The 24,606-nt window shown below is 60.4% G+C and carries 21 protein-coding genes; 18 read left to right on the top strand and 3 right to left on the bottom strand.

Annotated features, from left to right (window positions below; all coding sequences use genetic code 11):
* Positions 1 to 300 precede the first annotated feature (300 nt).
* The 16 genes from gltB to gspM all read left to right on the top strand — a co-directional run bounded on the left by gltB (position 301) and on the right by gspM (position 19,241).
* Positions 301 to 4,746 (top strand): glutamate synthase large subunit, encoded by a 4,446-nt coding sequence (gene gltB / locus KGA97_RS10310; RefSeq protein ID WP_223480719.1) that lies wholly within the window; start codon positions 301 to 303, stop codon positions 4,744 to 4,746.
* Between the two features lie 33 nt (positions 4,747 to 4,779).
* Positions 4,780 to 6,198, top strand: a complete 1,419-nt coding sequence (locus tag KGA97_RS10305; protein WP_192226859.1) for an FAD-dependent oxidoreductase — start codon at positions 4,780 to 4,782, stop codon at positions 6,196 to 6,198.
* A gap of 246 nt (positions 6,199 to 6,444) precedes the next feature.
* Positions 6,445 to 7,512, top strand: coding sequence for a uroporphyrinogen decarboxylase (hemE, locus tag KGA97_RS10300; protein ID WP_008025187.1), 1,068 nt, complete (start codon positions 6,445 to 6,447; stop codon positions 7,510 to 7,512).
* 291 nt (positions 7,513 to 7,803) lie between these two features.
* The gene (gbpA, locus tag KGA97_RS10295; RefSeq protein WP_223480718.1) at positions 7,804 to 9,270 is read left to right on the top strand and encodes an N-acetylglucosamine-binding protein GbpA; all 1,467 of its coding nucleotides are present in this window, start codon (positions 7,804 to 7,806) and stop codon (positions 9,268 to 9,270) included.
* Between the two features lie 76 nt (positions 9,271 to 9,346).
* On the top strand, positions 9,347 to 9,889 hold the full coding sequence (locus KGA97_RS10290) for a cytochrome b (protein WP_223480717.1): 543 nt from the start codon (positions 9,347 to 9,349) through the stop codon (positions 9,887 to 9,889).
* Entirely contained in the window at positions 9,886 to 10,395 is a 510-nt protein-coding gene (locus KGA97_RS10285) for a type II secretion system protein N (RefSeq protein WP_223480716.1), read from the top strand. Before KGA97_RS10290 ends, KGA97_RS10285 begins: the two co-directional genes overlap by 4 nt.
* A gap of 7 nt (positions 10,396 to 10,402) precedes the next feature.
* Positions 10,403 to 12,331 (top strand): type II secretion system secretin GspD, encoded by a 1,929-nt coding sequence (gene gspD / locus KGA97_RS10280; RefSeq protein WP_223480715.1) that lies wholly within the window; start codon positions 10,403 to 10,405, stop codon positions 12,329 to 12,331.
* Positions 12,328 to 13,809 carry a type II secretion system ATPase GspE gene (gene gspE, locus KGA97_RS10275; protein ID WP_223480714.1) on the top strand — a complete coding sequence of 494 codons (1,482 nt, stop codon included), beginning with the start codon at positions 12,328 to 12,330 and terminating at the stop codon, positions 13,807 to 13,809. Before gspD ends, gspE begins: the two co-directional genes overlap by 4 nt.
* Positions 13,810 to 13,812: 3 nt before the next feature.
* Complete coding sequence (gene gspF, locus KGA97_RS10270) at positions 13,813 to 15,021, top strand: type II secretion system inner membrane protein GspF (RefSeq protein WP_223480713.1); 1,209 nt, start codon at positions 13,813 to 13,815, stop codon at positions 15,019 to 15,021.
* A gap of 3 nt (positions 15,022 to 15,024) precedes the next feature.
* Positions 15,025 to 15,480, top strand: coding sequence for a type II secretion system major pseudopilin GspG (gene gspG, locus KGA97_RS10265; RefSeq protein ID WP_207284680.1), 456 nt, complete (start codon positions 15,025 to 15,027; stop codon positions 15,478 to 15,480).
* Positions 15,481 to 15,483: 3 nt separating this feature from the next.
* Positions 15,484 to 15,951: a type II secretion system minor pseudopilin GspH gene (gspH, locus tag KGA97_RS10260; RefSeq protein WP_223480712.1), complete on the top strand. Its 468-nt coding sequence runs from the start codon at positions 15,484 to 15,486 to the stop codon at positions 15,949 to 15,951.
* The gene (gene gspI / locus KGA97_RS10255; protein WP_223480711.1) at positions 15,944 to 16,327 is read left to right on the top strand and encodes a type II secretion system minor pseudopilin GspI; all 384 of its coding nucleotides are present in this window, start codon (positions 15,944 to 15,946) and stop codon (positions 16,325 to 16,327) included. Before gspH ends, gspI begins: the two co-directional genes overlap by 8 nt.
* Complete coding sequence (gene gspJ, locus KGA97_RS10250; RefSeq protein ID WP_008041833.1) at positions 16,320 to 16,862, top strand: type II secretion system minor pseudopilin GspJ; 543 nt, start codon at positions 16,320 to 16,322, stop codon at positions 16,860 to 16,862. The genes gspI and gspJ overlap by 8 nt, the downstream gene beginning before the upstream one ends.
* Positions 16,859 to 17,710 (top strand): type II secretion system protein GspK, encoded by an 852-nt coding sequence (locus KGA97_RS10245; RefSeq protein WP_223480710.1) that lies wholly within the window; start codon positions 16,859 to 16,861, stop codon positions 17,708 to 17,710. The genes gspJ and KGA97_RS10245 overlap by 4 nt, the downstream gene beginning before the upstream one ends.
* The gene (gspL, locus tag KGA97_RS10240) at positions 17,707 to 18,813 is read left to right on the top strand and encodes a type II secretion system protein GspL (RefSeq protein ID WP_223480709.1); all 1,107 of its coding nucleotides are present in this window, start codon (positions 17,707 to 17,709) and stop codon (positions 18,811 to 18,813) included. The genes KGA97_RS10245 and gspL overlap by 4 nt, the downstream gene beginning before the upstream one ends.
* Positions 18,810 to 19,241: a type II secretion system protein GspM gene (gene gspM / locus KGA97_RS10235; RefSeq protein WP_223480708.1), complete on the top strand. Its 432-nt coding sequence runs from the start codon at positions 18,810 to 18,812 to the stop codon at positions 19,239 to 19,241. The genes gspL and gspM overlap by 4 nt, the downstream gene beginning before the upstream one ends.
* Here gspM and KGA97_RS10230 read toward each other — a convergent pair.
* A complete protein-coding gene (locus tag KGA97_RS10230; RefSeq protein WP_225609813.1) occupies positions 19,234 to 20,466 on the bottom strand; it encodes an MFS transporter in 1,233 nt (410 codons plus the stop codon). The genes gspM and KGA97_RS10230 overlap by 8 nt on opposite strands.
* 167 nt (positions 20,467 to 20,633) lie before the next feature.
* Between KGA97_RS10230 and KGA97_RS10225 the strand changes: the two genes are divergently transcribed.
* Positions 20,634 to 21,536, top strand: coding sequence for a LysR family transcriptional regulator (locus KGA97_RS10225; protein WP_223480707.1), 903 nt, complete (start codon positions 20,634 to 20,636; stop codon positions 21,534 to 21,536).
* A gap of 649 nt (positions 21,537 to 22,185) precedes the next feature.
* Complete coding sequence (locus KGA97_RS10220; RefSeq protein ID WP_008025157.1) at positions 22,186 to 22,449, top strand: DUF6124 family protein; 264 nt, start codon at positions 22,186 to 22,188, stop codon at positions 22,447 to 22,449.
* 79 nt (positions 22,450 to 22,528) lie between these two features.
* Here the strand turns inward: KGA97_RS10220 and KGA97_RS10215 are convergent, their stop codons facing one another.
* Positions 22,529 to 23,242: a hypothetical protein gene (locus KGA97_RS10215; RefSeq protein ID WP_223480706.1), complete on the bottom strand. Its 714-nt coding sequence runs from the start codon at positions 23,240 to 23,242 to the stop codon at positions 22,529 to 22,531.
* Positions 23,239 to 24,387 carry a DUF2515 family protein gene (locus tag KGA97_RS10210; protein WP_223480705.1) on the bottom strand — a complete coding sequence of 383 codons (1,149 nt, stop codon included), beginning with the start codon at positions 24,385 to 24,387 and terminating at the stop codon, positions 23,239 to 23,241. Before KGA97_RS10210 ends, KGA97_RS10215 begins: the two co-directional genes overlap by 4 nt.
* Positions 24,388 to 24,606: the final 219 nt, after the last annotated feature.

The following is a 24,606-nucleotide window of genomic DNA, read 5'->3' as shown; positions in this document are numbered from 1 at the left end:
ACAAGCGCATGCCGCCTCTACAGGCCGCGTGCCTTGTGGTGTCTGCGTCACAGTAGTCTTTGAGTCGTTGCAGTCAAAATTAAAAAAGTTTTGACTAGCACAGCAGATCGCTTTAAACCTTTCACAAATGCGACATAGATTTGCGACATTTCGTCGTCAAATTTGTGAGCCTCTGTGTCGGTGTGTACAATGACCTCCCTTTTGCCCCCGCAAAGCTGGCGTACGTTCGGCGCGGATGGTAAGTGGTTGAATTGAAAAGAAATTTGCCTCGATAAGAGGCAGCCTGGTGAGAAAGTGTCTATGAAAGCAGGTCTGTACCAACCAGATGAATTCAAGGATAACTGCGGTTTCGGCCTGATAGCCCATATGCAGGGCGAGCCCAGTCATACCCTTTTGCAAACGGCCATCGAGGCCCTGACCTGCATGACCCACCGCGGTGGGATCAACGCCGACGGCAAGACCGGTGACGGTTGCGGTCTGCTGATTCAAAAGCCGGACGTGTTCCTGCGAGCCATCGCCCAGGAAACCTTCGGCGTCGAACTGCCCAAGCAATATGCGGTGGGCATGGTCTTCTTCAACCAGGACCCGGTCAAAGCCGAAGCCGCTCGCGAGAACATGAACCGCGAGATCCTGGCCGAAGGCCTGACCCTGGTCGGCTGGCGCAAAGTGCCGATCGACACCAGCGTCCTCGGCCGCCTGGCCCTTGAGCGCCTGCCGCAGATCGAGCAGGTCTACATCGGCGGTGAAGGCCTGAGCGATCAGGACATGGCGATCAAGCTGTTCAGCGCCCGTCGTCGCTCGTCCGTGGCCAACGCCGCCGACGTCGATCACTACATCTGCAGCTTTTCGCACAAGACCATCATCTACAAAGGCCTGATGATGCCGGCGGATTTGACCGCCTTCTATCCAGACCTCAGCGATCAGCGCCTGCAAACCTCGATTTGCGTGTTCCACCAGCGCTTTTCCACCAACACCCTGCCGAAATGGCCGCTGGCCCAGCCATTCCGCTTCCTCGCCCACAACGGCGAGATCAACACCATCACCGGCAACCGCAACTGGGCCCAGGCCCGTCGCACCAAGTTCACCAACGATCTGATGGATCTGGAAGAACTCGGCCCGCTGGTGAACCGCGTCGGTTCCGACTCCTCCAGCATGGACAACATGCTCGAGCTGATGGTCACCGGTGGCATCGACCTGTTCCGTGGCGTGCGGATGATCATTCCGCCTGCGTGGCAGAACGTCGAAACCATGGACCCGGACCTGCGTGCGTTCTACGAATACAACTCGATGCACATGGAACCGTGGGACGGCCCGGCCGGCGTGGTAATGACCGACGGTCGTTACGCGGTGTGCCTGCTCGACCGTAACGGTCTGCGTCCGGCGCGTTGGGTCACCACCAAGAACGGTTTCATCACCCTTGCGTCGGAAATCGGTGTCTGGAACTACCAGCCTGAAGACGTGATCGCCAAGGGCCGCGTTGGCCCGGGCCAGATCTTTGCCGTGGACACCGAAACCGGCCAGATCCTCGACACCGACGCGATCGACAACCGTCTGAAGTCCCGTCATCCGTACAAGCAATGGCTGCGCAAGAATGCCCTGCGCATCCAGGCGACCATGGAAGACAACGACCACGGTTCGGCGTTCTACGATGTCGATCAGCTCAAGCAGTACATGAAGATGTATCAGGTCACGTTCGAAGAGCGCGACCAAGTGCTGCGTCCGCTCGGCGAACAAGGCTACGAAGCCGTTGGCTCCATGGGCGACGATACGCCGATGGCCGTGCTGTCCCAGCGCGTGCGCACGCCGTACGACTATTTCCGCCAGCAGTTCGCGCAGGTGACCAACCCGCCGATCGACCCGCTGCGTGAAGCCATCGTCATGTCGCTGGAGATCTGCCTTGGTGCCGAGCGCAACATCTTCCAGGAGTCGCCGGAACACGCCTCGCGCGTAATCCTCAGCTCGCCGGTCATTTCCCCGGCCAAGTGGCGCTCGCTGATGAACCTCGATCGTCCGGGCTTCGAGCGCGCGATCATCGACCTCAACTACGACGAAAGCGTCGGCCTCGAAGCTGCCGTGCGCAACGTCGCCGATCAGGCTGAAGAAGCCGTTCGCGCCGGTCGCACCCAGATCGTCCTGAGCGACCGTCACATTTCACCGGGCAAGTTGCCGATCCACGCTTCCCTGGCCACCGGCGCGGTACACCACCGCCTGACCGAAAAAGGCCTGCGTTGCGACTCCAACATCCTGGTGGAAACCGCCACCGCACGCGACCCGCACCACTTTGCGGTGTTGATCGGCTTCGGCGCCTCGGCGGTTTATCCGTTCCTGGCTTATGAAGTGCTGGGCGACCTGATCCGTACCGGTGAAGTCCTGGGCGACCTCTATGAGGTGTTCAAGAACTACCGCAAAGGCATCACCAAAGGGTTGCTGAAGATCCTGTCGAAGATGGGTATCTCGACCATCGCTTCTTACCGCGGTGCTCAATTGTTCGAAGCCATCGGCCTGTCCGAGGAAGTCTGCGACCTGAGCTTCCGTGGCGTGCCGAGCCGCATCAAGGGCGCACGTTTCGTCGACATCGAAGCCGAGCAGAAAGCCCTCGCCGCCGAAGCCTGGAGCCCGCGCAAGCCGATCCAGCAAGGCGGCCTGCTGAAGTTCGTCCACGGTGGCGAATATCACGCCTACAACCCGGACGTGGTCAACACCCTGCAAGCCGCTGTGCAGCAGGGCGACTACAGCAAGTTCAAGGAATACACGTCGCTGGTGGACAACCGTCCGGTGTCGATGATCCGCGACCTGTTCAACGTCAAGACGCTGGCCACGCCGCTGGACATCAGCGAGATCGAACCGCTGGAATCGGTGCTCAAGCGCTTTGACTCCGCCGGCATTTCGCTTGGCGCACTGTCGCCGGAAGCTCACGAAGCCCTGGCCGAAGCCATGAACCGCCTCGGTGCGCGTTCCAACTCCGGCGAAGGCGGCGAAGACCCGGCGCGCTACGGCACCATCAAGAGCTCGAAAATCAAGCAAGTCGCGACAGGCCGTTTCGGTGTCACCCCGGAATACCTGGTCAACGCTGAGGTGCTGCAGATCAAGGTTGCCCAGGGCGCCAAGCCCGGCGAAGGCGGTCAACTGCCAGGCGGCAAGGTCAACGGTCTGATCGCCAAGCTGCGTTACGCAGTGCCGGGCGTGACCCTGATTTCTCCGCCACCGCACCACGACATCTATTCGATCGAAGACTTGTCGCAGCTGATTTTCGACCTGAAACAAGTCAACCCGAAGGCCCTGGTCTCGGTGAAACTGGTAGCAGAAGCGGGCGTCGGCACCATCGCCGCCGGTGTGGCCAAGGCCTACGCGGACTTGATCACCATTTCCGGCTACGACGGCGGCACCGGCGCATCGCCGCTGACCTCGATCAAATACGCGGGCGCTCCGTGGGAACTCGGCCTGGCCGAAACCCACCAGACCCTGCGTGGCAACGACCTGCGCGGCAAAGTCCGGGTACAGACCGACGGCGGCCTGAAAACCGGCCTCGACGTGATCAAGGCGGCCATCCTCGGCGCTGAAAGCTTCGGTTTCGGCACCGCGCCAATGATTGCCCTGGGTTGCAAATACCTGCGTATCTGCCACCTGAACAACTGCGCCACCGGCGTCGCGACTCAGAACGAGAAGCTGCGTAAGGATCACTACATCGGCACCGTCGACATGGTGGTGAATTTCTTCACCTACGTCGCCGAAGAAACCCGTGAGTGGCTGGCCAAGCTGGGCGTGCGCTCCCTCGAAGAGCTGATCGGTCGCACCGATCTGCTGGAAGTCCTCGAAGGCCAGACCGCCAAGCAGAACCACCTGGACCTGACCCCGTTGCTGGGCAGCGATCACATCCCGGCAGACAAGCCTCAGTTCTGCCAGGTCGACCGCAACCCGCCGTTCGACAAAGGCCTGCTGGCCGAGAAAATGATCGATATGGCCACCTCGGCCATCAACGACATGAGCGGCGCCGAATTCGCGCTGGATATCTGCAACTGCGACCGTTCGATCGGCGCGCGGATCTCCGGTGAAATCGCGCGCAAGCACGGCAACCAAGGCATGGCGAACGCGCCGATCACCTTCCGCTTCAAAGGGACGGCCGGTCAGAGCTTCGGTGTGTGGAACGCCGGCGGTTTGAACATGTACCTGGAAGGCGACGCCAACGACTACGTCGGCAAAGGCATGACCGGTGGCAAACTGGTCATCGTTCCGCCGAAGGGCAGCGCCTACAAGACGCAGGACAGTGCCATCATCGGCAACACCTGCCTGTACGGCGCCACCGGCGGCAAGTTGTTCGCTGCCGGCACTGCGGGCGAGCGTTTCGCAGTGCGTAACTCCGGTGCTCACACCGTGGTGGAAGGCACTGGCGATCACTGCTGCGAGTACATGACCGGTGGTTTCGTCTGCGTCCTGGGCAAAACCGGTTACAACTTCGGCTCAGGCATGACCGGCGGTTTCGCCTACGTGCTCGACCAGGACAACACCTTCGTTGACCGGGTCAACCACGAACTGGTGGAAATCCAGCGGATCAGCGGCGAAGCGATGGAAGCCTACCGTAGCCACCTGCAACGCGTGCTGAACGAGTACGTCGAGGAAACCGACAGCGAGTGGGGTCGTGAACTCGCAGAAAACCTCGATGACTACCTGCGCCGTTTCTGGTTGGTCAAGCCCAAGGCTGCCAGCTTGAAAACGTTGCTTTCCAGCACCCGTGCCAACCCGCAGTGATATGCGCCTGAAGAGTTTGATGAGGTTTTAACAATGGCTGAACGTCTGAATAACGACTTCCAGTTCATCGACGTCGGGCGCAAAGATCCGAAGAAGAAACTGTTGCGTCAACGCAAGAAAGAGTTCGTGGAGATCTACGAACCCTTCAAACCCCAGCATTCGGCCGATCAGGCCCACCGCTGCCTGGGTTGCGGTAACCCGTATTGCGAATGGAAGTGCCCGGTGCACAACTTCATTCCGAACTGGCTGAAACTGGTGGCCGAGGGCAACATCCTCCAGGCCGCCGAGCTGTCGCACCAGACCAACACCCTGCCGGAAGTCTGCGGCCGGGTGTGCCCGCAGGATCGTCTGTGCGAGGGTGCCTGCACCCTCAACGACGGCTTCGGCGCGGTGACCATCGGTTCGGTCGAGAAGTACATCACCGACACCGCGTTCGCCATGGGCTGGCGCCCGGACATGTCCAAGGTCAAGCCGACCGGCAAACGTGTCGCGATCATCGGCGCAGGCCCGGCCGGCCTGGGTTGTGCCGACGTGCTGGTACGCGGCGGCGTGACCCCGGTGGTGTTCGACAAGAACCCGGAAATCGGCGGTCTGCTGACCTTCGGCATCCCGGAGTTCAAGCTGGAAAAGACCGTGCTGAGCAATCGCCGCGAAGTCTTCACCGGCATGGGCATCGAGTTCCGCCTGAACACCGAAGTGGGCAAGGACGTGTCCGTCGAGCAACTGCTCGAAGAATACGATGCCGTGTTCATGGGCATGGGCACCTACACCTACATGAAGGGCGGCTTTGCCGGTGAAGACCTGCCGGGCGTGCATGACGCGCTGGACTTCCTGATCGCCAACGTCAACCGCAACCTGGGCTTTGAAAAGTCGCCAGAAGATTTCGTCGACATGAAAGGCAAGAAGGTTGTGGTACTGGGCGGCGGCGACACGGCGATGGACTGCAACCGTACGTCGATCCGCCAGGGCGCCAAGTCGGTGACCTGTGCGTATCGTCGTGACGAGGCGAACATGCCTGGCTCGCGCAAAGAGGTGAAGAACGCCAAGGAAGAAGGCGTGAAATTCCTCTACAACCGCCAGCCGATCGCCATCGTGGGTGAAGACAAGGTTGAAGGCGTGAAGGTGGTCGAGACCCGTCTCGGCGAGCCGGACGCCCGTGGCCGTCGCAGCCCCGAGCCGATCCCGGGCTCCGAAGAGATCATCCCGGCCGACGCCGTGGTCATCGCTTTCGGTTTCCGTCCAAGCCCGGCGCCGTGGTTCGAGCAGTTCAGCATCCAGACCGACAGCCAGGGCCGCGTAGTTGCGCCTGAACAAGGTCAGTTCAAGCACCAGACCAGCAACCCGAAAATCTTCGCCGGTGGCGATATGGTTCGCGGTTCCGACCTGGTGGTGACGGCGATCTTCGAAGGCCGCAATGCGGCTGAAGGGATCCTGGACTACCTGGGCGTCTGATCGCACTCCAACATTGGAATGCAACCCCTGTAGGAGCTGGCTTGCCAGCGATAGCATCACTTCGGTCTGACTGACAGACCGAGGTGTCCGCATCGCCGGCAAGCCAGCTCCTACAGTGCTTTGTGGTGTTGCGAAGATGTGGTTCCCCCGCGACAAATTGACCCGATAGACAAAAGGCTGACCTGCATCCGTGCCTTTTGCGTCGAGCTCTGAGAAAATGCCCGCACTTTTTTTCCGGATGCCGACATGACTGCCCTGAAGAACGACCGTTTCCTTCGCGCCCTGCTCAAGCAACCTGTAGACGTCACCCCTGTGTGGATGATGCGTCAGGCCGGTCGCTACTTGCCTGAATACCGCGCCAGCCGTGCCAAGGCCGGCGACTTCATGAGCCTGTGCATGAACCCGGCGTTCGCTTGCGAAGTCACCATGCAACCGCTCGACCGCTATCCGCAACTGGATGCGGCAATCCTGTTCTCCGACATCCTCACCATCCCGGACGCCATGGGCCAGGGCCTGTACTTCGAAACCGGTGAAGGTCCGCGCTTCAAAAAAGTCGTCAGCACGATGGCCGACATCGAAGCCCTGCCGATTCCTGATCCGCACAAAGACCTCGGTTACGTGATGGACGCGGTCAGCACCATCCGCCGCGAACTGAACGGTCGTGTACCGCTGATCGGTTTCTCCGGCAGCCCATGGACCCTGGCCACCTATATGGTCGAAGGCGGCTCGTCGAAAGACTTCCGCAAGACCAAAGCCATGCTCTACGACAACCCGCAAGCTATGCACCTGCTGCTGGACAAGCTGGCGCAGTCGGTGACCTCGTACCTCAACGGCCAGATCATGGCCGGCGCGCAAGCGGTGCAGATTTTCGACACGTGGGGCGGCAACCTGTCGGCGGCGGCGTACCAGGAATTCTCCCTGGCCTACATGCGCAAAATCGTCAGCGGCCTGATCCGCGAACACGAAGGCCGCAAGGTTCCGGTCATCCTGTTCACCAAGAACGGCGGCCTGTGGCTGGAAAGCATCGCTGATGCCGGTGCTGATGCGCTGGGCCTGGACTGGACGTGCGATATCGGCAATGCCCGGGCTCGCGTTGGCGACAAAGTTGCCTTGCAAGGCAACATGGACCCGACCGTGCTCTACGCCAAACCGGAAGCCATTCGTACCGAAGTCGGACGGATCCTCGCCAGCTACGGCAAGGGCAGCGGCCACGTGTTCAACCTGGGTCATGGCATTACGCCGGAAGTCGATCCGGAACATGCGGGTGCGTTCCTGCGCGCGGTGCATGAGCTGTCGGCGCAGTATCACGAGTAGTCCTCGCAGGTTCCATCAAGCCTGTCCGGCCAACGCCGGGCAGGCTTTTTTTTGTCTGAAATACCGTGTGCCAGCCTAATCCGTTTCATCCTGTAAGAATGTTTTCTCTCTTTGTCAGACAAGTGAAGAGAGAGAGTAATCCCCATCTAAACGGCGACTTGTCCTACATAGAATTCGTGTCCATCTCCGTAAGGTTTCAGACCTTCGTCCGGTGCAGCTCACCGAACGAGATTACGAACAGCGGCGTCCTTGTGGCGCCTTAATTTTCGATAAGTAGTCTGGAACACACTCATGAAAAAGACCTTCTACAAGGGAGGTGCGCTAACCGCATGCTCCTCTTCAATGATCCTGTTATCGGCAATGTTGGCGTCTCAAACTGTTTCGGCCCATGGCTATATGGAAGTGCCGCCTTCGCGCGCACTGCTGTGCCAGAAAGGGGTAAACACTAACTGCGGTTCCGCGCAATACGAGCCTCAAAGTGTTGGCGAAACATTCAAAGGTTTTCCGGCCGGTACAGGCGGTGCGCCTTTGCAAGGGCCGATCGATGGCAAGATTCCGAGTGGCGGTCATCCATCGTTCTCCGCTATGGATGCTCAGTCCGCTACCCGTTGGCAATTAACGGAAATCAAAGACCGCAACATCGATTTCCAATGGCGCTACACCCAGGCTCACCCGGCCACCAAGCATGAGTACTTCATCACTCGCAACGGCTGGAACGTTAACGAATCCCTCAAGCGCGCCTCGTTCGAAAGCACCCCGTTCTGCGTCGTCGAGGGGAGTCATCAGCTGCCGGTGTCCGGCGCCAAACACAACTGCAACATTCCTGACGACAAATCCGGTCAGCACGTCATCCTCGGGATCTGGACCGTCGGTGATACCGACGCGGCGTTTTACAACGCTGTCGATGTGAACATCCTCGGCGAACCGTCGTTGCCCGGTGGCTGGTCTTCCGTTGGCGGCATCACGCCATCGGCCCAATTGCAGATCGGCGACAAGGTCAAGGCCCGTGCATTCTCTGCCAACGGTGTCAGCCCGAATTTCGACGTCGAGATCTCCATCGACACTGCCGAGGAAGGCTCGCCGAACAACTGGGCGTTCAAACTCGCAGAAAAAATCAACAGCACCCAATCGCTTATCCGTGCCGGTATTCGTGATGAGAGCGGCAACATCGAACCGGTCCGGGGTAACAACACCCTCTACGCCCAGAAAGAAAGCGGCGTAACCCGATTCGAAGTTCAGCTGGACATGAAGGAAGACACCGCCGCGCGCATGTCGGTGGCCTCCCAGCAAGCCGAATACGTTCTGGACAAAGGCCTGGCCAACGTCCAGTTCAGCATGATCTCGAACCGTGCGATGAACGTCGAAGCGACCTTGTTCGACGAGAACAACAAGCCGGTCGGTTCCGTCGCGAAGCAGGTAGACAGCGGTCCGACCTGGCTGACCATGGATGTTCGCAGCAATCCCGGCAAACACACCCTGACGCTGGTCGGCACCACGCTGGATGGCCGCACCACTCGCCAGGACACCCAACCCACCCACATGACCGGTGAAGGCGCGGGCATCGAGCACGACTTCGTGTTCCCCGAAGGCATCAGCGAGTACACCGCCGGCACCAAAGTGCTGCAACCGAAGACCAATGAAATCTTCGAATGCAAGCCATTCCCCGCGTCCGGTTACTGCAAGCAATACACCCCGACGGCCAACGGCTTTGAGCCCGGTGTAGGGGCGCACTGGCACATGGCGTGGGACAAAATCTAAGTCTCTCGTAACACTTCAGGCGATCCGGAACAGGATTGCCTGAAGGCTCATCTTCCTGTTGAAAGTCGAGTTGAATATGACGGTTTTGGGTTACTCCACCCAACGCGTATGGCTGCACTGGATATCGGCGGCGGTGATCATCTGGACGCTGGCGTCGGGGTTCTATGTGGCCTGCGTGGACGTGCCAGCCCGCGTCGGTGAGCGGGTTGCCTTTATCAATGTGTCGCTGACGACGGTGTTCATCCCGTTTTTTGTCTGGCGGCTGTTTATTTTTGTCGTTCACGCCCGGCAGACGAGCGTGAACACCTTGTCGCCCATGGAAAAACTCGCGCTGTTTGCCCACACGCTGATCTACCTGACGGTGACTGTCGTGCTGGTGACCGGTGTGTTGATGATGGACCGCCCGATTGATGTATTCGGGTGGGTCGATATTGCGCAGCCGCTGAGTGATCCAGCGCTTATCGCGCTGTTTGACACCATTCACGTTTGGTCGTGCCTGGTGCTTTCACTGCTGATCGCGATGCATGTCGGTGCGGTGATTTTCCATGAACTGTGCGGTCACCGCGTACTGCGGCGAATGTCCTTGTGCAGCAAGTTTGGCAGTGGCCGCACCGAGTGAACGGGCGACTCTGCACCCTCGGCCTGCTGCTGGTGACCGTCGCGTACGGAGCCTTCCTGGTGTGGCAAGAGTGGGGGTTTCGTCAAAGCCGTGTCGCACCGATGCTTGTCGTTTCAACGATAGCGACGCCACCGTCCCCTGCACCTCTGGATACCACTGCGGTGGCGACGGTGCTCGGTCTGACGGCGGGAGCCACGTTGTTGGCCAGCGCCGAGCCGCTGACCCTGCAGGCCAGTTTTGTCCTGGCCACAGGGTTGTCCAGAGCGCTGCTGGCAGACGCTCAAGGCTCACGGATTTATCAGGTGGGCGATCCGTTGCCGGGCGGCAGCGTCCTGCGCCGCGTCGAGGCGAATCGGGCGGTGTTGTGGAACAAGGGGCGAGAAGAAGTGCTGACGCTGCAGACGTCTGCCACGCAGCTCTTGCGTCGATTAGACGCGCAAACCGAGGCTCCGGCCCCCGCGACTCCTGCGCATTTTCTACGCCCGCTCTCCGGGCCGTCAGAGTGATCAACCCATGAACTTTTCCATCAGCGCGAAGGCGTTGCGCACCCTGCTTTTTCTCGCCGCGTTGGCGCTGTCACTCTTTCACGGCGCGGTACGGGCCGAGGAAGAAAAATGGCAACTGGCGATGAACAATGCCGAGCTGCGCGACATCGTCGAGGAAATCTCCACCATTCTCGGGACCACGGTGGTGCTTGATCCCAGAGTCTCCGGGCGCATCACCGTCATGTCCCGTCAGGCCCTCGACCGCGAAGGTGTTCGCCGATTGTTTTATTCGGTGCTGGATGCCCACAACTTCACGGTCATCGACGAGGGTGACCGGATCCTGATTACGCCGGTCACCGAAGCGAAAACCCGCGCCGGCCAAGGCATTGCAAAAAACGCCACGGCTTCGCAATTCATCACCCAGGTCGTCGAACTGAACACCAGCAGCGCTTCCGACATTGCCGGCCTGGTTCGGCCGCTGGTGTCGGCCAACGGCTATGTCGGTCCTTCGGTGTCAGCCAATGCGCTGGTGGTCACCGATACTGCGGCCAATGTGAACCGTATCGCGCAGGTGGTCCGGCAACTGGATTCCGGGCAGAACAACCAGCATGCCGTGGTGCAAATGCAGCACGCACAGGCTGCTGATGTGGCGACTGTGATGGAGTCCTCGCTGGGCAAACGCAGCGCTGATACGGCGATCCAGGTACTGGCCGACGCCAGAACCAATCGGCTGATTCTCATTGGTCCACCGTCGGTTCGCCAGCGCCTGATCGACCTCGCACGCCGTCTCGATACCCCCGCGACCGCCACCCTCGACAATGCGCGGGTGATTCGCCTGCGTCACAGCGATGCCAGGCAATTGGCCGAAGTCCTCGAAACGATGGGGCAGGGCCGAAAGCCGGCAACAGCCGTCGGCGGCGCCCGGGATAACTCACCCGGCACGACGTTCATGATCAAGGCCGACGAAAGCCAGAATGCGCTGGTGCTGATTGCCGAACCCGCACAAATCCGCACCATCGAGGACATCGTGCGTCAGTTGGATCAGCCTCGGGCGCAGGTGCTGATCCATGCCGCCATCGTCGAGATTTCCGGGGACATCGCCGAGGCCGTGGGTGTTCAGTGGAGTGTCAGCGGCAGCGATGCAAAAGGCTTCATCAACTTCCCCGGCACCGACATTCCGATCATCGGCGGGCTGAACTTTGACGAGAAAAAATCCGCGCCGGAAGGGGCCGTCCTGCGACTGGGTAGTGACCGCTTCGGCGCGTTGGTTTCGGCGCTGGCCAGCAACACCCGCAGCAACCTGCTGTCCACGCCGAGCCTGCTGACCCTGGACAATCAGGAGGCAGAAATCATCGTCGGCCAAAACGTCCCGTTCAAGACCGGCTCCTACGCCACCAACAGCAACGGTGCGGAAAATCCGTTCACCACCGTCGAGCGCAAGGACGTGGGCATCAGCCTGAAGATCAAGCCGTACATCAACGAAGGCTCGACGTTGCGCCTGGAGGTCGCGCAGGAAGTGTCGGACATCGCGCCTTCGGTATCGGGCATCGATTCTTCGGACCTGATCACCAACAAACGTGCGCTCAAGAGCACGATCCTGGCGGACGATGGCGAAATCATCGTCATCGGCGGGCTGATCAGGGACAGCGTCCGCACCCAACAGAGCGGGGTGCCGTTGCTGCGCGACATTCCCTACCTCGGTGCGCTGTTTCGCTGGACCCGCGACACCCAGACCAAAAGTAACCTGATGGTGTTTTTGCGGCCAACCATCGTGCGCAGCAAGGAAGACCTGTCAGACGTCAGCCAGCAGCGTTACAACGCGCTGCGTGAATTGAGCAAGCCCGGCGCGCGAGGGAACAACTCCTTGCTGCTGCCGGCCGAGGCGCGTCAATTGTTCGACCCCGCGCCCGACGCCCCCGTGTTCGATTTGCGTAAGCAAGCGGCGGAATCGCCATGAGCGAATTGCGTGAATCCCTCCAGCCATTGCCCTTCGGTTTCGCCCGGCGTTTCGGCGTACTGCTGGAGCGCGACGGGCCGGGCTCAAGCCTTGTACTGCGCGCCAATGCGCCGCTCACGGCCTTGTCGGAAGCCCGTCGGGCAAGCGCTCGGGATCTGCCGATGCGGGTGCTTGAGCCTGATGTGTTCGCCGCACGTCTGGCCGTCGCTTATCGCGAAGGTCAGAGCGCGGCCGAGCAGGTTGCCCAAGGGCTGGACGAAGAGCTGGACCTGCTCAGCCTGGTCGATCAAGTCCCGCAAACTGCCGACCTGCTGGAGCAGCAGGGCGACGCGCCGATCATCCGGTTGATCAACGCACTGCTCAGCGAAGCGGTGCGCGAGCACGCGTCGGACGTGCACCTGGAAACTTTCGAGCAGTACCTGTCGGTACGCATGCGCGTCGACGGGCAATTGCGCGAAATGCTCAGGCCCCGACGTGAACTGGCCACCTTGCTGGTGTCGCGGATCAAGGTCATGGCGCGCCTGGACATTGCTGAAAAACGGGTCCCGCAGGATGGTCGAATGGCCCTGCGACTGGCCGGGCACGAAGTCGATGTGCGGGTCTCTACGCTGCCTTCGGCCCACGGCGAACGGGTGGTGCTGCGCCTGCTCGACAAGCAGGCCGGGCGCCTGGAATTGCCGCGACTCGGCATGCCTGCCGATACCCTCGCCGCGTTGCGCCAGTTGCTCGCAAAACCTCACGGCATTCTCCTGGTAACCGGGCCCACCGGTTCCGGCAAGACCACCAGTCTGTACGCCGCGCTAAGCAGCCTGAACGATCAGACACGCAACATTCTCACGGTCGAAGACCCCATCGAATATCACCTGCCGGGCGTGGGGCAGATGCCGGTCAATCCGAAAGTGGACATGACGTTTGCCCGCGGCTTGCGGGCGATTTTGCGACAGGATCCGGACGTGGTGATGGTCGGCGAAATCCGTGATCGCGAGACGGCGGAAATCGCCGTCCAGGCATCGCTGACCGGGCACCTGGTGCTCTCGACGTTGCACACCAACAGTGCCGTCGGTGCAGTAACGCGGCTGGTGGACATGGGCGTCGATGCCTACCTGCTGGCGTCGTCGCTGGTGGGCATTCTGGCCCAGCGTTTACTGCGCACGTTGTGTCCCCATTGCAAAGCGGCATACAGCGCCGATGGCGCCACGTGCGAACGCTTAGGGCTCGATTCGGCAGCGCCACCGCAACTGTTCAGGGCCGTGGGGTGCGACCAGTGTCAGCACGGTTATCGCGGGCGGATCGGGATCTACGAGCTGATCAGCGTGACGCCCGCCGTCTCGGTTCTGATTCATCAAGGTGCGAGTGAGCAGGCGTTGATAGAAGAGACGCGCAAGGTCTCCCACAGCCTGTTTCAGGACGGTCGCCAGCGGGTGATGGAGGGCGTGACCAGCCTCGACGAATTACTGCGCGTGACGCAGGAGGACTAGCGAGTGCCGACGTTCGATTACCGCGCTGACGACGCCCGGGGCCGACGCTGCAAAGGCCGACTGGAGGCCGACGGCCCGCGACATGCCCGGCAACTGATGCGCGAGCGCGGCTTGTGGCCGCGTGAATTGAGCGAGGTCAGGGCAGGTGGCGACACCGGGACGCAGCCTCGCAGCGGACGTCTGAGCGCGGCGGATCTGGCGTTGTTGACCTTGCAGCTGTCCACCCTCGTTCAGGCGGGGCTGCCTCTGGAGGAAGCCCTTGAAGCGGTGACGAAGCAGAGCGCAAAGCGCAAGGTTGCAGGTCTGTTGTCGGCGGTCAGGAGTCGGGTGATGGAAGGTCATGCCCTGTCGACGGCGCTGGCCCAATTTCCCAAGGCGTTCCCCGAATTGTTCCGCGCCACCGTCGCGGCTGGCGAACGTTCCGGTCACTTGGGGCAGGTGCTGGAACAACTGGCCGCTTACACCCAGGCCCGCCAGGCGTCGCGGCAGAAAATCCAGATGGCCCTGGTGTACCCGCTGATCCTGATGTTGGCCTGTGTCGCGATTGTTGGTTTTCTGCTCGGCTACGTGGTGCCGGACGTGGTGAAGATCTTCGTCGACAGTGGCCAGCCGTTGCCCTGGCTGACACAGGCGCTGATCGCCCTCAGCAATGGGCTGCGCAATCACTTTCTGCTGTTGATGGGCGTGCTGGCGACGTTGCTCGGCCTCTGGCGCTGGAGCCTGCGTCAGCCGGCCTGGCGTCTGCGCTGGCATCGTCTCGCGTTGAAACTGCCGGTCATGGGCGAGGTGTTGCGGGCGATGGAAGCCGCGCGGTTCGCCAGCACGCTGGCAATCCTCGGCAAAAGTGCAGTGCCATTGGTGGACGCGCTGGAGATCGCGGCGGCCGTCATCGGCAACCTGACCATCCGCAACCGCATGGCCGATGTCGCGCGCTCGGTCCGTGAAGGTGGAACGCTGACTCGCGGCCTGGAACTGAGCGGCGACATCCCGCCGATGATGCTGCACATGATCGCCAGCGGCGAACGCGCCGGTGAACTCGATCGCATGCTGGTGCGGGCCGCCGAGCAACAGGAAAGCAGCCTGGCGGCGCGTATCGCACTGGTCGTGAGCCTTTTTGAACCGGCCATGCTGGTGCTGATGGGCGGCGTGGTGCTGCTGATCGTCATGGCCATCCTCCTACCGATTCTCAGCCTCAACCAATTGGTGAATTGACCCATGAATGCAGCACAGAGAAACAGCCCTCGCGCTCAACGCGGTTTTACCCTGATCGAAATCATGGTGGTGGTGGTCATCATCGGCGTGCTGGGGGCCATCGTGGTGCCGCAGTTCATGAGCCGTCCCGACCAGGCCAAAGTCACCGCCAGCAAAATTGATCTCCAGGCCATCGCCACGGCCCTCGAAATGTATCGCCTCGACAACTTCAACTACCCCTCGACACAGCAGGGACTGGAAGCCTTGAGCAAACAACCTTCCGGCCTGCCGGCGGCGAGGAACTGGAACCCTCAGGGTTATCTGAAAAGCCTGCCGGTCGATCCGTGGAACACGCCCTATCAGTACCTCAATCCCGGTGTGCATTCGGTGGACGGCAGCTATGACTTGTACTCCCTCGGTTCCGATGGCGTGAAGGGTGGCGAAGGGCATGCGGCCGATATCGGCAACTGGGGCGACTGACTCATGCGCCAGCGTTGTCGGGGATTCACCTTGCTCGAACTGATGATCGTGATCGTTTTGATCGGCGTGCTGTTGGGCATGGTGAACTTCGCCATCGGGTCGAATCCGGCGCGTCAGGCCCGGCAGGAAGCGCACGGGATCGTGGGCGTGATTCAACAGTTGCGCGAACGCGCAGTGCTCGATGGCCAGGAGTTCGGCCTGCGGCTGAGTGTCGAGGGTTATCGGGTGATGAAGCTCGATGTTCAGGGCTGGGAACCGTTGGCGGCTTTTTATCGATGGCCCGAAAACGTGCGGCTACGGCTTGAGCAGGACGGTCATCCGGTAACCCTTGGCGCCGACGATGGACCCCCTCAGTTGCTGATGTTCAGCAACGATGAAACCAGCGTCTTTACGCTGACGTTTGGCAACGACAAAAAGACGTGGCTCAGCCTGTCCAGCGATGGCCTTGGGCAGGTGGTGATCGATGGCTAGCCGGCCGTTTGCTTCGCGCATGCGTGGTTTCACCTTGCTGGAAATCATGGTGGCCCTGGCAATCTTTTCGACGCTGGCGGCTGCCGTGCTGTCGGCGAGCCAATATGTGCTCAGGCAAACCGGCGCGGTCGAGGAACGGCTCTTCGCCGCGTGGCTGGCAGACAACCATCTGAATGAACTGCGCCTGCAAACCGGATGGCCCCTCGACCAGCAACAACGGATCGTGTCGATGGATCGCCGCGACTGGTTGCTGCGCCAGCGCATCAGCGTTTCGCCTGATCCGCGCCTGCTCAAGGTCGAAGTTGACGTCAGCCTTTCCGGGCGTGAGCAAACCGTACACCGCGCCAGTGGCTGGATACCTCATCGTGATGAATAAGCAGAGCGGTTTCACCTTGCTGGAACTGGTCATCGCCATGGCGATCTTCGCGTTGCTGGGCCTGGCCAGTTGGGGGCTGTTCGATGGCGTGGTGCGCGTGCAACGAGGGACGACGGCGCATGAGCGTGAGTTCCGAAGCCTGCAACGGGCGGTGGCGGTGATCGAGCGGGATGTGCTGCACGCCACCGATCAACCTGTCGTGCTCCAGCAATCGGTGTTGCAGTTGCAGCGTAGCCATTGGCGCAACCCTTTGGACCAGCCGCGCAGCGAGCGCCAGTTGCTGACCTATCGACTCGATAACGGCACGCTGTGGCGTGAAAGTCAGGGGGAGGGGGTGCCGAGCGTGCAGCGGCAAAAACTGCTGGGCGATGTTCGAGACTTGAGTTGGCGGGTGTTTGATGCACAGTCCGGTTGGAACCGCGATTGGCCATCCGGGCGGGGCGTGAAGCGGCCGATGGCGGTGGAAGTGCAATTCTCTACGGGTCGTTTCGAGGCGATTCGTCGGGTATTGCTGTTGCCCGGCGCCTTGCCATGAGGAGGCATCAACGCGGCATCGCGTTGATCAGCGTGTTGCTGGTCATGAGTCTGGCGATGTTGATCACCAGCGGCTTGCTACGCAGCCATCGCCTGTCGCTGCACAGCAGCGGCCAGGCCCTGCAGCACATTCAAATGCGCCAACTCGCCGTTGCGGGGGAAAGCTGGGCGCTTTTGCGCTTGCGGGACGCGGCGCAGAGCTCGCAAAAAACTGTCGACCTGACCCAGGACTGGGCGCGCATGACACCCGACTTCGACGTCGAAGGTGCGCAGATCCGCGTTGATATCGAGGACCTCGCCGGGCGCTTCAATCTCAACTCATTGTTGACTCAGGGGCAGATCGACCAAGTCACCCTCAACCGCTGGGCGCGCTTGCTCGACGTGCTGGATCTTCCACCGCTGCAACTTGCTCAGGTGGGAGCGTTCCGAGAACTGAGCCAACTGCGCCTGCTGCCGGGGGTTGATGCTCATGTGCTGCGTCAACTTGAGCCTTGGGTGGCGATGTTGCCCGGCCACGCAACGCTGAACGTCAACACGGCCCCGGCGTTGGTGCTGAGGACGCTCGATGACGTGGACGCGACCACGGCTGCGGCGCTGGTTCGTCAGGCTTCGACGACGGGATGGGCCAGCGTACAGGCCTTTACGCAAGACCCGCTGCTCTCCGGTGCAGGCCTGAGCAGTCATGGACTTGGCACCGGCAGCCGCTGGTTCCGCATCACGGTGCAGGTCACTCAGGGGCAGCGCCGTTTGCGGCTGGCCACGGAGGTCGAACGCGACGCCGACACCCACCAATTCAACGTCCTGCAACGACGCCTTCTTCCTTTGACTGCCCACGAGATGCCGCAATGAATACCTGGCTTTACCTGACCGCCGAGGGCCTGGGCGAACCGTCGGCAGACTGGCCTTGCTGCGTCTGGTCCTCGACTGGGCAACGCCAGTCCATGCCCTTGAATCAAGCGGTGCAGTTGCTGGACGGGCAGGCGGTGGACCTGCTGTTGCCCATGGAATTGTGCAGCTGGGTGCGCAGCGATCCGTGGCCTTCCAAACGCCAGCCCGGCGCGCAAGCCGTCGCGTTTGCCGTGGAAGATCAATTGAGCGAGGCGTTGGAAAAGCTGCACCTGAGCATCGGCGCTCGCGATCAGGAAGGGCGTTATCCGGTCATGGTGATCGACCGTCAGCGGTTTGCCGCGATGCTCGCGTTATTGGCCGAAGAGGGCATCGAGGTGCGTTCGGTGTTCGTCGATGCCGATGTTTTGCCCCTGGATCAGGCACTCGGTGTTTGGTGGTTCGGTCGATGGCTGGTTGGCGGAGGTCTACCGGCCCGCCTGGCGTTGACGGACGACGGGTTGACGTTGCTGGGACCGGCCTTGCCCGCGGGGATTCAATGGGTCGACGAGCGTCAGGGCGCCACCGATGTCGATCAATACCTGGCCCAGCGTCCAGCGCAGGCCATCAATCTGCTGCAAGGCGAATTCGCCCTGCGCAACAAACGTCTGCCCTGGCGCCTCGGCGGTTTGACGATGCTGACGTTGCTGTTGCTGACCTGGGGCGCCAGCGCTGCGCGAATCCATTTTCTGGAGAGTGAAACACGCAGGCTCTACAGCCAGAACGAGCAACGGTTCAAGACGCTTTACCCCGAGCAGAGCCGCATCGTCGATCTGGCAACGCAGCTCAACGCACTTCAACAGCAGACCGCCGAGCCGCAGCGCACACGCGTCGCCGAGCTGGTAACGCTGGTCGAGCAAGTGATCGGCGCAAGCAATGTCGAGGTCCGGCGCATCGAATTCCGTGCCGGCGATGGTTGGAAAATCCAGCTGAGCGCCAACAGCTTTGCCGAGCTGGAACAACTGCGCGAGCGCGGGCGACAACAAGGCGTGCCACTGCGGCTCGACAGTGCGAGCAAAGAGCGCGACCGCGTGCAGGCGACCCTTACAGTGGAGGACCGCGCATGAAAGCGGCCTGGCAACGGCTGTCCCTTCGCGAGCAACGACTGTTGCTGGCCATGGGCGCATTTTTATTGGCTGTCGTGGCGTTCAGCCTGATCTGGCAACCGACACGCCAACGCCTGGAAACCATGGAACGCCAGCACCAACAGCAACTGGCCGTGTCTGCGCAACTGCAACTGGCACAACCGCGAAGCCCCCCGCCCGTCGTCAGCCATCAGTCGTTGTCGCTGCGTGTCAGCGAAAGCGCCACAGAAGCGGGGCTTGAGATCCATCAGATGGACACCGACAACGACGTGTTGCGCCTGACCCTCAGCGGCGACGCGAAGGCGTTGCTGCAATGGCTGGACCGCACCGAACGTGACGGCGTCGCCTTGCAATCGCTGACCCTGGAAAAGAGTGACGCGGTGCTTGAGGCGCGAGTGGTGCTCAGGTAGTCGAACCGTTCCCCGGCAGCAGCGGCAGGCGGGCCAGTTTCAACGCAACCAGCAACGCCACCACCAGCAGCGCACCGATGAACACGCCAATTCCGTTCCACCCGCCGAGGTGCCAGAACACACCGCCCGCCGTACCGGCGATGCTCGACCCGGCGTAGTAACTGAACAAGTACAACGACGATGCCTGACCCTTGGCCTTCGTGGCGCGGCGGCCGATCCAGCTGCTGGCCACCGAGTGCGCGCCGAAGAAACCGAAGGTGAAAATCAGCATGCCGATGATCACCACGGGCAGCGGCGTGAGCATGGTCAGGGCGAGACCGGCAAGCATCAGCACGATGGTCGACCAGAGCATTTTGCGGCGTCCGAGTTTGTCGGCCAGCGAACCGATTTTCGCCGAGCTGTAGATGCCCGACAGGTACACCACCGACAGCAGCCCGACAAAGGCCTGGTCCATGTGGTACGGCTCGGCCAGCAGGCGATAGCCGATGTAGTTGAAGAGCGTGACGAACGCGCCCATCAGCACGAACGCTTCTAAGAACAACAGCGGCAAACCGGCGTCGCGAAAGTGCATGGTGAAACCGTCGAGCAGGCTGCGCGGGTGCAGCGAGCGGGCGCGGAAGTTGCGCGATTCGGGGAGGATTTTCCAGAACACCGCCGCCGCGATCAGTGCCAGGCCGCCGATCACCAGCATCGCCGTGTGCCAGCTGACGAAGTCGATCAACACCCCGGTAATCAAGCGCCCGCACATCCCGCCAATCGCGTTGCCACCGATGTACAAGCCCATCGCCAGACCGATGTGTTGCGGGTGGATCTCTTCGCTCAGGTAGGTCATGGCGACCGCCGCCAGGCCACTCAACGACAACCCGATCAACGCGCGCATCACCAGCACGCCGTGCCAGCTCGGCATCATGGAACTGGCGATGGTGCACAGCGCCGCGGCAAACAGCGCCGCCACCATCACCGGTTTGCGCCCGACCCGGTCGGAGATCGGCCCGGTGATCAGCAGGCCGATGGCGAGCATGGCCGTGGCCACCGACAGAATCAGGCTGCTCTGCGCCGCGTTAATCGAGTATTCGTGGGACAGCAGCGGCATCATCGGTTGCACGCAATACAGCAGCGCGAAGGTCGCAAAGCCGCCGGAGAACAGCGCCAGTACCGTGCGCATGAACATCGGCGTGCCCTTTTCGATGTAGATCTCCTTCAGTTCAGAGACGGCATCGTCCAGCGCGGCGGGCGGAACTTCATGGGCGAGTGGGGCGACAGCAGTTTTCACTTCAGACCTCGGGGGAACGCAGCCGGTCAGGCAATGAAAAAAGCATATAGCTGCCTAATGATTCAATCCAATATATTGTTCGACCTGTTTGAGAGGTTTTACGACCTAATGGAGTTTTCATGGAATTGCGTCACCTGCGCTACTTCATTGCCGTCGCCGAAGAACTGCACTTCGGCCGCGCCGCCCAGGTGCTGGGCATCTCGCAACCGCCGCTGAGCCAGCAGATTCAGGCGCTGGAACAGGAAGTCGGTGCGCGATTGTTCGAGCGAACCAATCGTCGGGTCGAGCTCAGTGAGGCCGGGCGATTGTTTCTGGAAGAAGCGCGGTTGGTGCTGGCGCAGGTCGACAAGGCGGCGGATGTGGCGCGGCGGGCGCAGTTGGGTGAGCTGGGGGAGTTGAAGATCGGATTCACTTCATCGGCGCCATTCAACTCGACCATTCCCCAGGCGATTTTTTCATTCCGCCAGCGGTTCCCGGCGGTGCACCTGAACCTGCGGGAAATGAGCAGCACCCAGGTGGCCGAGGCTCTGGTGGACGAGTCGATCGAGGTCGGGATCATGCGGCCGTTGGGTTTGCCGGATTCGCTCAGCGTGGTGGAGTTGATGCGCGAGCCGCTGGTGGCCGTGCTCAGCTCCAAGCATCCGCTGGTGCAGGAGAGTGAAGAGGGATTATTCCTGTCAGCTCTGGCCCTGGAACCGTTCGTATTTTTCCCACGCAGTTACGGCAGTGGTCTGTACGCACAATTACTCAGCCTGGCACGGGATGCCGGTTTCAGCCCGCACTTCGCGCAAGAGGCGGGTGAGGCGATGACCATTATCGGGTTGGTGGCTGCGGGGCTCGGCGTGTCGGTGCTGCCGGCGTCTTATCAGCGGATGCGGATTGATGGCGTTGTGTACCGACCTCTGCTCGACCCTGCAGCGGTTTCGGCGGTGTGGCTGGTGCAGCGCAAGGATCAGAAATCCCCCATGGCCAAGGCGTTTGTGGACCTGCTGACGCGCAAGGTCGAACCCCTCAAGTCATGAACGACACAAACCTGTAGGAGCCGGCTTGCCGGCGATCGCGGATTGTCAGTTGGCATTGATGTCGACTGATCCACCGCTATCGCCAGCAAGCCGGCTCCTACAGGTTTTGCATTTTTTCAGTAGTAGTTGTGGGACGTTTACTAAGACATCTCTAACGAGCTGAACAACCCCACAACATCGTCACACCCGCAAACCTGTAGGAGCCGGCTTGCCGGCGATGGCGGAATATCAGGCGACATCGATGTTGAATGATCCACCGCTATCGCCAGCAAGCTGGCTCCTACAGGTTTTGTATTCTTTCTGTAGCAGTTGTGGGACGTTTCCTAAGACGGCTTCCGGAAGGCTACAACACCTTGCGGCAGCGCCTACAACTACGCCAGAATCCGCCGGCTTGTGCGCTTTGGGGGCCATCGGTAACTTGGTTCGCATCACTGATTTCCAGTGATCGGGTTTAGTAGCCCGTGGTTTTGCGAAGCGTATTTGCGTCCCATACAGTCAGGTATTTCGATACCTGCGCTCGATGGCAGCAGTGCGCAGGGCGCCTTCGGGCGCGCCGGCTTCGCGCTTCCCCGGTCTACTAACCTGCGCACAGCTGCCACCCTTTTGATTAGTAGCAATTCGGTGGCTCCTCTTTCAAGGAAGCCGGAATATGACTAAAACAAAAAATCCGCCGGACATTGATCCGGATGCTCCACGTCAACCAAGCAAAATCTTCCTCATCAATCCCGATATCGACAACCAGACCCTGCTGGAATACGCCTGTGAATCCCTGGCATCAGCGAATGTCATGGCGAGCGATTTCGTGAGATATCTGGAAGGATCGCATTGCAACACGCTGCTGGGCATTCAGCAGTCAATCATGCTCGGGGAGTTGGCGGTGAACCGAGTGCTGGATAACCTTGATCCACCCTAACTGTCACCACTTGATTGATCGTTCCGAAAGGGGCTTGTGAGGCTTTAAAGATCCTGGGCAACCAGCCATCGCCGAGAATTCAAGGTTTATCACTGAGTACTTCACACTCGGGGATCGGCGGTGGCTTGGGACTTCCATGGCACAGCGAGTACACCTGCTCCCACCCTGCTTCAATTTCATCGAAGGGTACCCACGGTTTGGCAACCGAAAGGGTAATGAGATAGCGTTCTTCGGTCGGATTTCTGGAATCACTAAACTGTCCTAGAAGCAGCATTGCTTGATACTTGTCTCCTGCCTGCCAAAAGGATCTCCCTGATCGCTCACTGTCCCGAAGCCAGGCTCGCCATTCCGGTGTATCGGCAATGGTAGGGTTGCTCCGCAGGCCCCTCGCCACCCAGCCTTTTTCGCGCCATTGGTCCTGTAAGTCGAGAACGACCTTGAGGGCATCATCGAGCAGCAACGGTTCTGTTTGAGGTGACATGCGGATGTCGTCAATGACATTGTCGTCGAATCCAACCGTGAAAAAGCGAGCCAGAGGCGTGACGAACCCGAACTGCGGGTCGATGAATCGCATTCGTGCATCCACCATAGGAACTCCGAGCCACAGGTGCCCACGGATTAACGGGCTAAAAGAGGCTGAAGAGCGATTACGCATCTCTTCATACGTTCCGCCTATCTCCACGGCGACTTCCGGTTCATCCCACAAAGGCTGTCTCAGTTGGTGTATGGCGGCCAGCGCCAAAACAGCCAGAAGCAACCAGCCTGCTCCTCGGCGCCAGCTGCGTAAATTCATGCCTCGCCACCGGAGGCGATTTCTCGAATCGACTGCTCTAATGCCCTTCGGTTACTGTCGTTTAGCATGTCATTAAATCTCGCCGCAGCCCTGAGTACGAAAGGCATGCGTTGCTTGATGTCCGACAAATCCGCCAGCGGGTTGGAACTAAAACCGATGGTGCGTTCGTCCTCAACGCTTTGGCATTGGCTCGTGAGGGTCAACTCGATAGCCTGAGCCACGCCAGTAGGAAAACCGGTCACGTAGGCAGCATGATTGGTACGCAGCAATGCCACCAATTGCTGGTCCTCGTAAATGGCTGGCTGGAGGATGTTGCGCTGCTCATGCCACGCCAGAAACTCCACGCTTGGGGCAATATCCCCTTCATCAATCAACTCGAAAGCACGAATAATTTCCTGATGAAATTGTCCAAAGCGGAGCTTTTTCTGCCCCGCTGGCCAAAGCACTGGCCACTTCGGATGTCCGTAAATCCCCGCTCGCACTTCCAGGCATTTCTTCAACTCCTTCAAGCCTCGCTTCGCATAGAACTCATGCAGCGGGAAAATATCCAGAAACAGCGTGGTGTTCCCCAGCGCCATCATGTCGTGGACATGCCGGAACTGTTGCTGCACCAACGACAAGTCATTTCCCTTGAAACGTAGATCTACGGACGGAACCGGGTTACGCGCATCCGCTTCGTTGTAGTCACGCAGCGCTTCGGCCTGTTCGGCCATCCTGTCAGGTGTAAACAACCCGAATTCACTACGGCTATCTCGCACGCGCTGTCGGGATTGATGTTCCGCGCCAATACGCCCAATGCTGTCCGCCGCATGCAGCAGTCCGCAGCCAACCTGCTTGGAAGCAAACGCCGCGAGCCCGGCCCACTGGAATCTCGAGTCATGCAGCCACAGCCGAGCATAAGCGGCATTTATCACACGATTGCGTTCCACGGGATCAGCGATCAGAACCCCGCCGGGGGCAACGATTTCTTCGGCTTCGCGTTGGTAGATACGCCAAAGGCATGCGCACGTGAGGATGGGGACGTCGGTCACCATGGTCTTGACGCCGTAAAGCAGTTCTTCTTTGCATTCACAGTCAGCAACGGGCGTGCTGTTGTGGTTCAGGCGTTGTTCATCGCAGGGGTGTACTTTGAAACACTGAGTCATGTCTGGAGGACTGCCTATCAGGGAATTCTTGAACCCTAACAGCCATAAATCCCGCTCAGATCAGGCAGACGAAAAATCAGAAGTCACTGGCAGATGAGATGCGCAAAGCGCGAGGAAATTACGATGAGGCGCGTAGGAAATATCCTCAAGCACCTCGTCCATCGTCGAAAACCATCTTTTTTGTTGGGGGGAGTCAATGATCGCCGCAAGCGGCGATCA

Origin of the sequence: Pseudomonas sp. BF-B-15, assembly GCF_019946675.1 — a bacterium.
Classification (GTDB): Bacteria; Pseudomonadota; Gammaproteobacteria; order Pseudomonadales; family Pseudomonadaceae; genus Aquipseudomonas; species Aquipseudomonas migulae.
This window is presented reverse-complemented; position numbering and strand designations above follow the sequence as displayed.

Excerpts from the sequence above, each read along its gene's own strand:
- gltB (WP_223480719.1), top strand. The coding sequence starts at position 301 with ATGAAAGCAGGTCTGTACCAACCAGATGAATTCAAGGATAACTGCGGT.
- KGA97_RS10305 (WP_192226859.1), top strand. The coding sequence starts at position 4,780 with ATGGCTGAACGTCTGAATAACGACTTCCAGTTCATCGACGTCGGGCGC.
- hemE (WP_008025187.1), top strand. The coding sequence starts at position 6,445 with ATGACTGCCCTGAAGAACGACCGTTTCCTTCGCGCCCTGCTCAAGCAA.
- gbpA (WP_223480718.1), top strand. The coding sequence starts at position 7,804 with ATGAAAAAGACCTTCTACAAGGGAGGTGCGCTAACCGCATGCTCCTCT.
- KGA97_RS10290 (WP_223480717.1), top strand. The coding sequence starts at position 9,347 with ATGACGGTTTTGGGTTACTCCACCCAACGCGTATGGCTGCACTGGATA.
- gspD (WP_223480715.1), top strand. The coding sequence starts at position 10,403 with ATGAACTTTTCCATCAGCGCGAAGGCGTTGCGCACCCTGCTTTTTCTC.
- gspE (WP_223480714.1), top strand. The coding sequence starts at position 12,328 with ATGAGCGAATTGCGTGAATCCCTCCAGCCATTGCCCTTCGGTTTCGCC.
- gspG (WP_207284680.1), top strand. The coding sequence starts at position 15,025 with ATGAATGCAGCACAGAGAAACAGCCCTCGCGCTCAACGCGGTTTTACC.
- gspH (WP_223480712.1), top strand. The coding sequence starts at position 15,484 with ATGCGCCAGCGTTGTCGGGGATTCACCTTGCTCGAACTGATGATCGTG.
- gspI (WP_223480711.1), top strand. The coding sequence starts at position 15,944 with ATGGCTAGCCGGCCGTTTGCTTCGCGCATGCGTGGTTTCACCTTGCTG.
- gspJ (WP_008041833.1), top strand. The coding sequence starts at position 16,320 with ATGAATAAGCAGAGCGGTTTCACCTTGCTGGAACTGGTCATCGCCATG.
- KGA97_RS10245 (WP_223480710.1), top strand. The coding sequence starts at position 16,859 with ATGAGGAGGCATCAACGCGGCATCGCGTTGATCAGCGTGTTGCTGGTC.
- gspL (WP_223480709.1), top strand. The coding sequence starts at position 17,707 with ATGAATACCTGGCTTTACCTGACCGCCGAGGGCCTGGGCGAACCGTCG.
- gspM (WP_223480708.1), top strand. The coding sequence starts at position 18,810 with ATGAAAGCGGCCTGGCAACGGCTGTCCCTTCGCGAGCAACGACTGTTG.
- KGA97_RS10225 (WP_223480707.1), top strand. The coding sequence starts at position 20,634 with ATGGAATTGCGTCACCTGCGCTACTTCATTGCCGTCGCCGAAGAACTG.
- KGA97_RS10220 (WP_008025157.1), top strand. The coding sequence starts at position 22,186 with ATGACTAAAACAAAAAATCCGCCGGACATTGATCCGGATGCTCCACGT.
- KGA97_RS10215 (WP_223480706.1), bottom strand. The coding sequence starts at position 23,242 with ATGAATTTACGCAGCTGGCGCCGAGGAGCAGGCTGGTTGCTTCTGGCT.
- KGA97_RS10210 (WP_223480705.1), bottom strand. The coding sequence starts at position 24,387 with ATGACTCAGTGTTTCAAAGTACACCCCTGCGATGAACAACGCCTGAAC.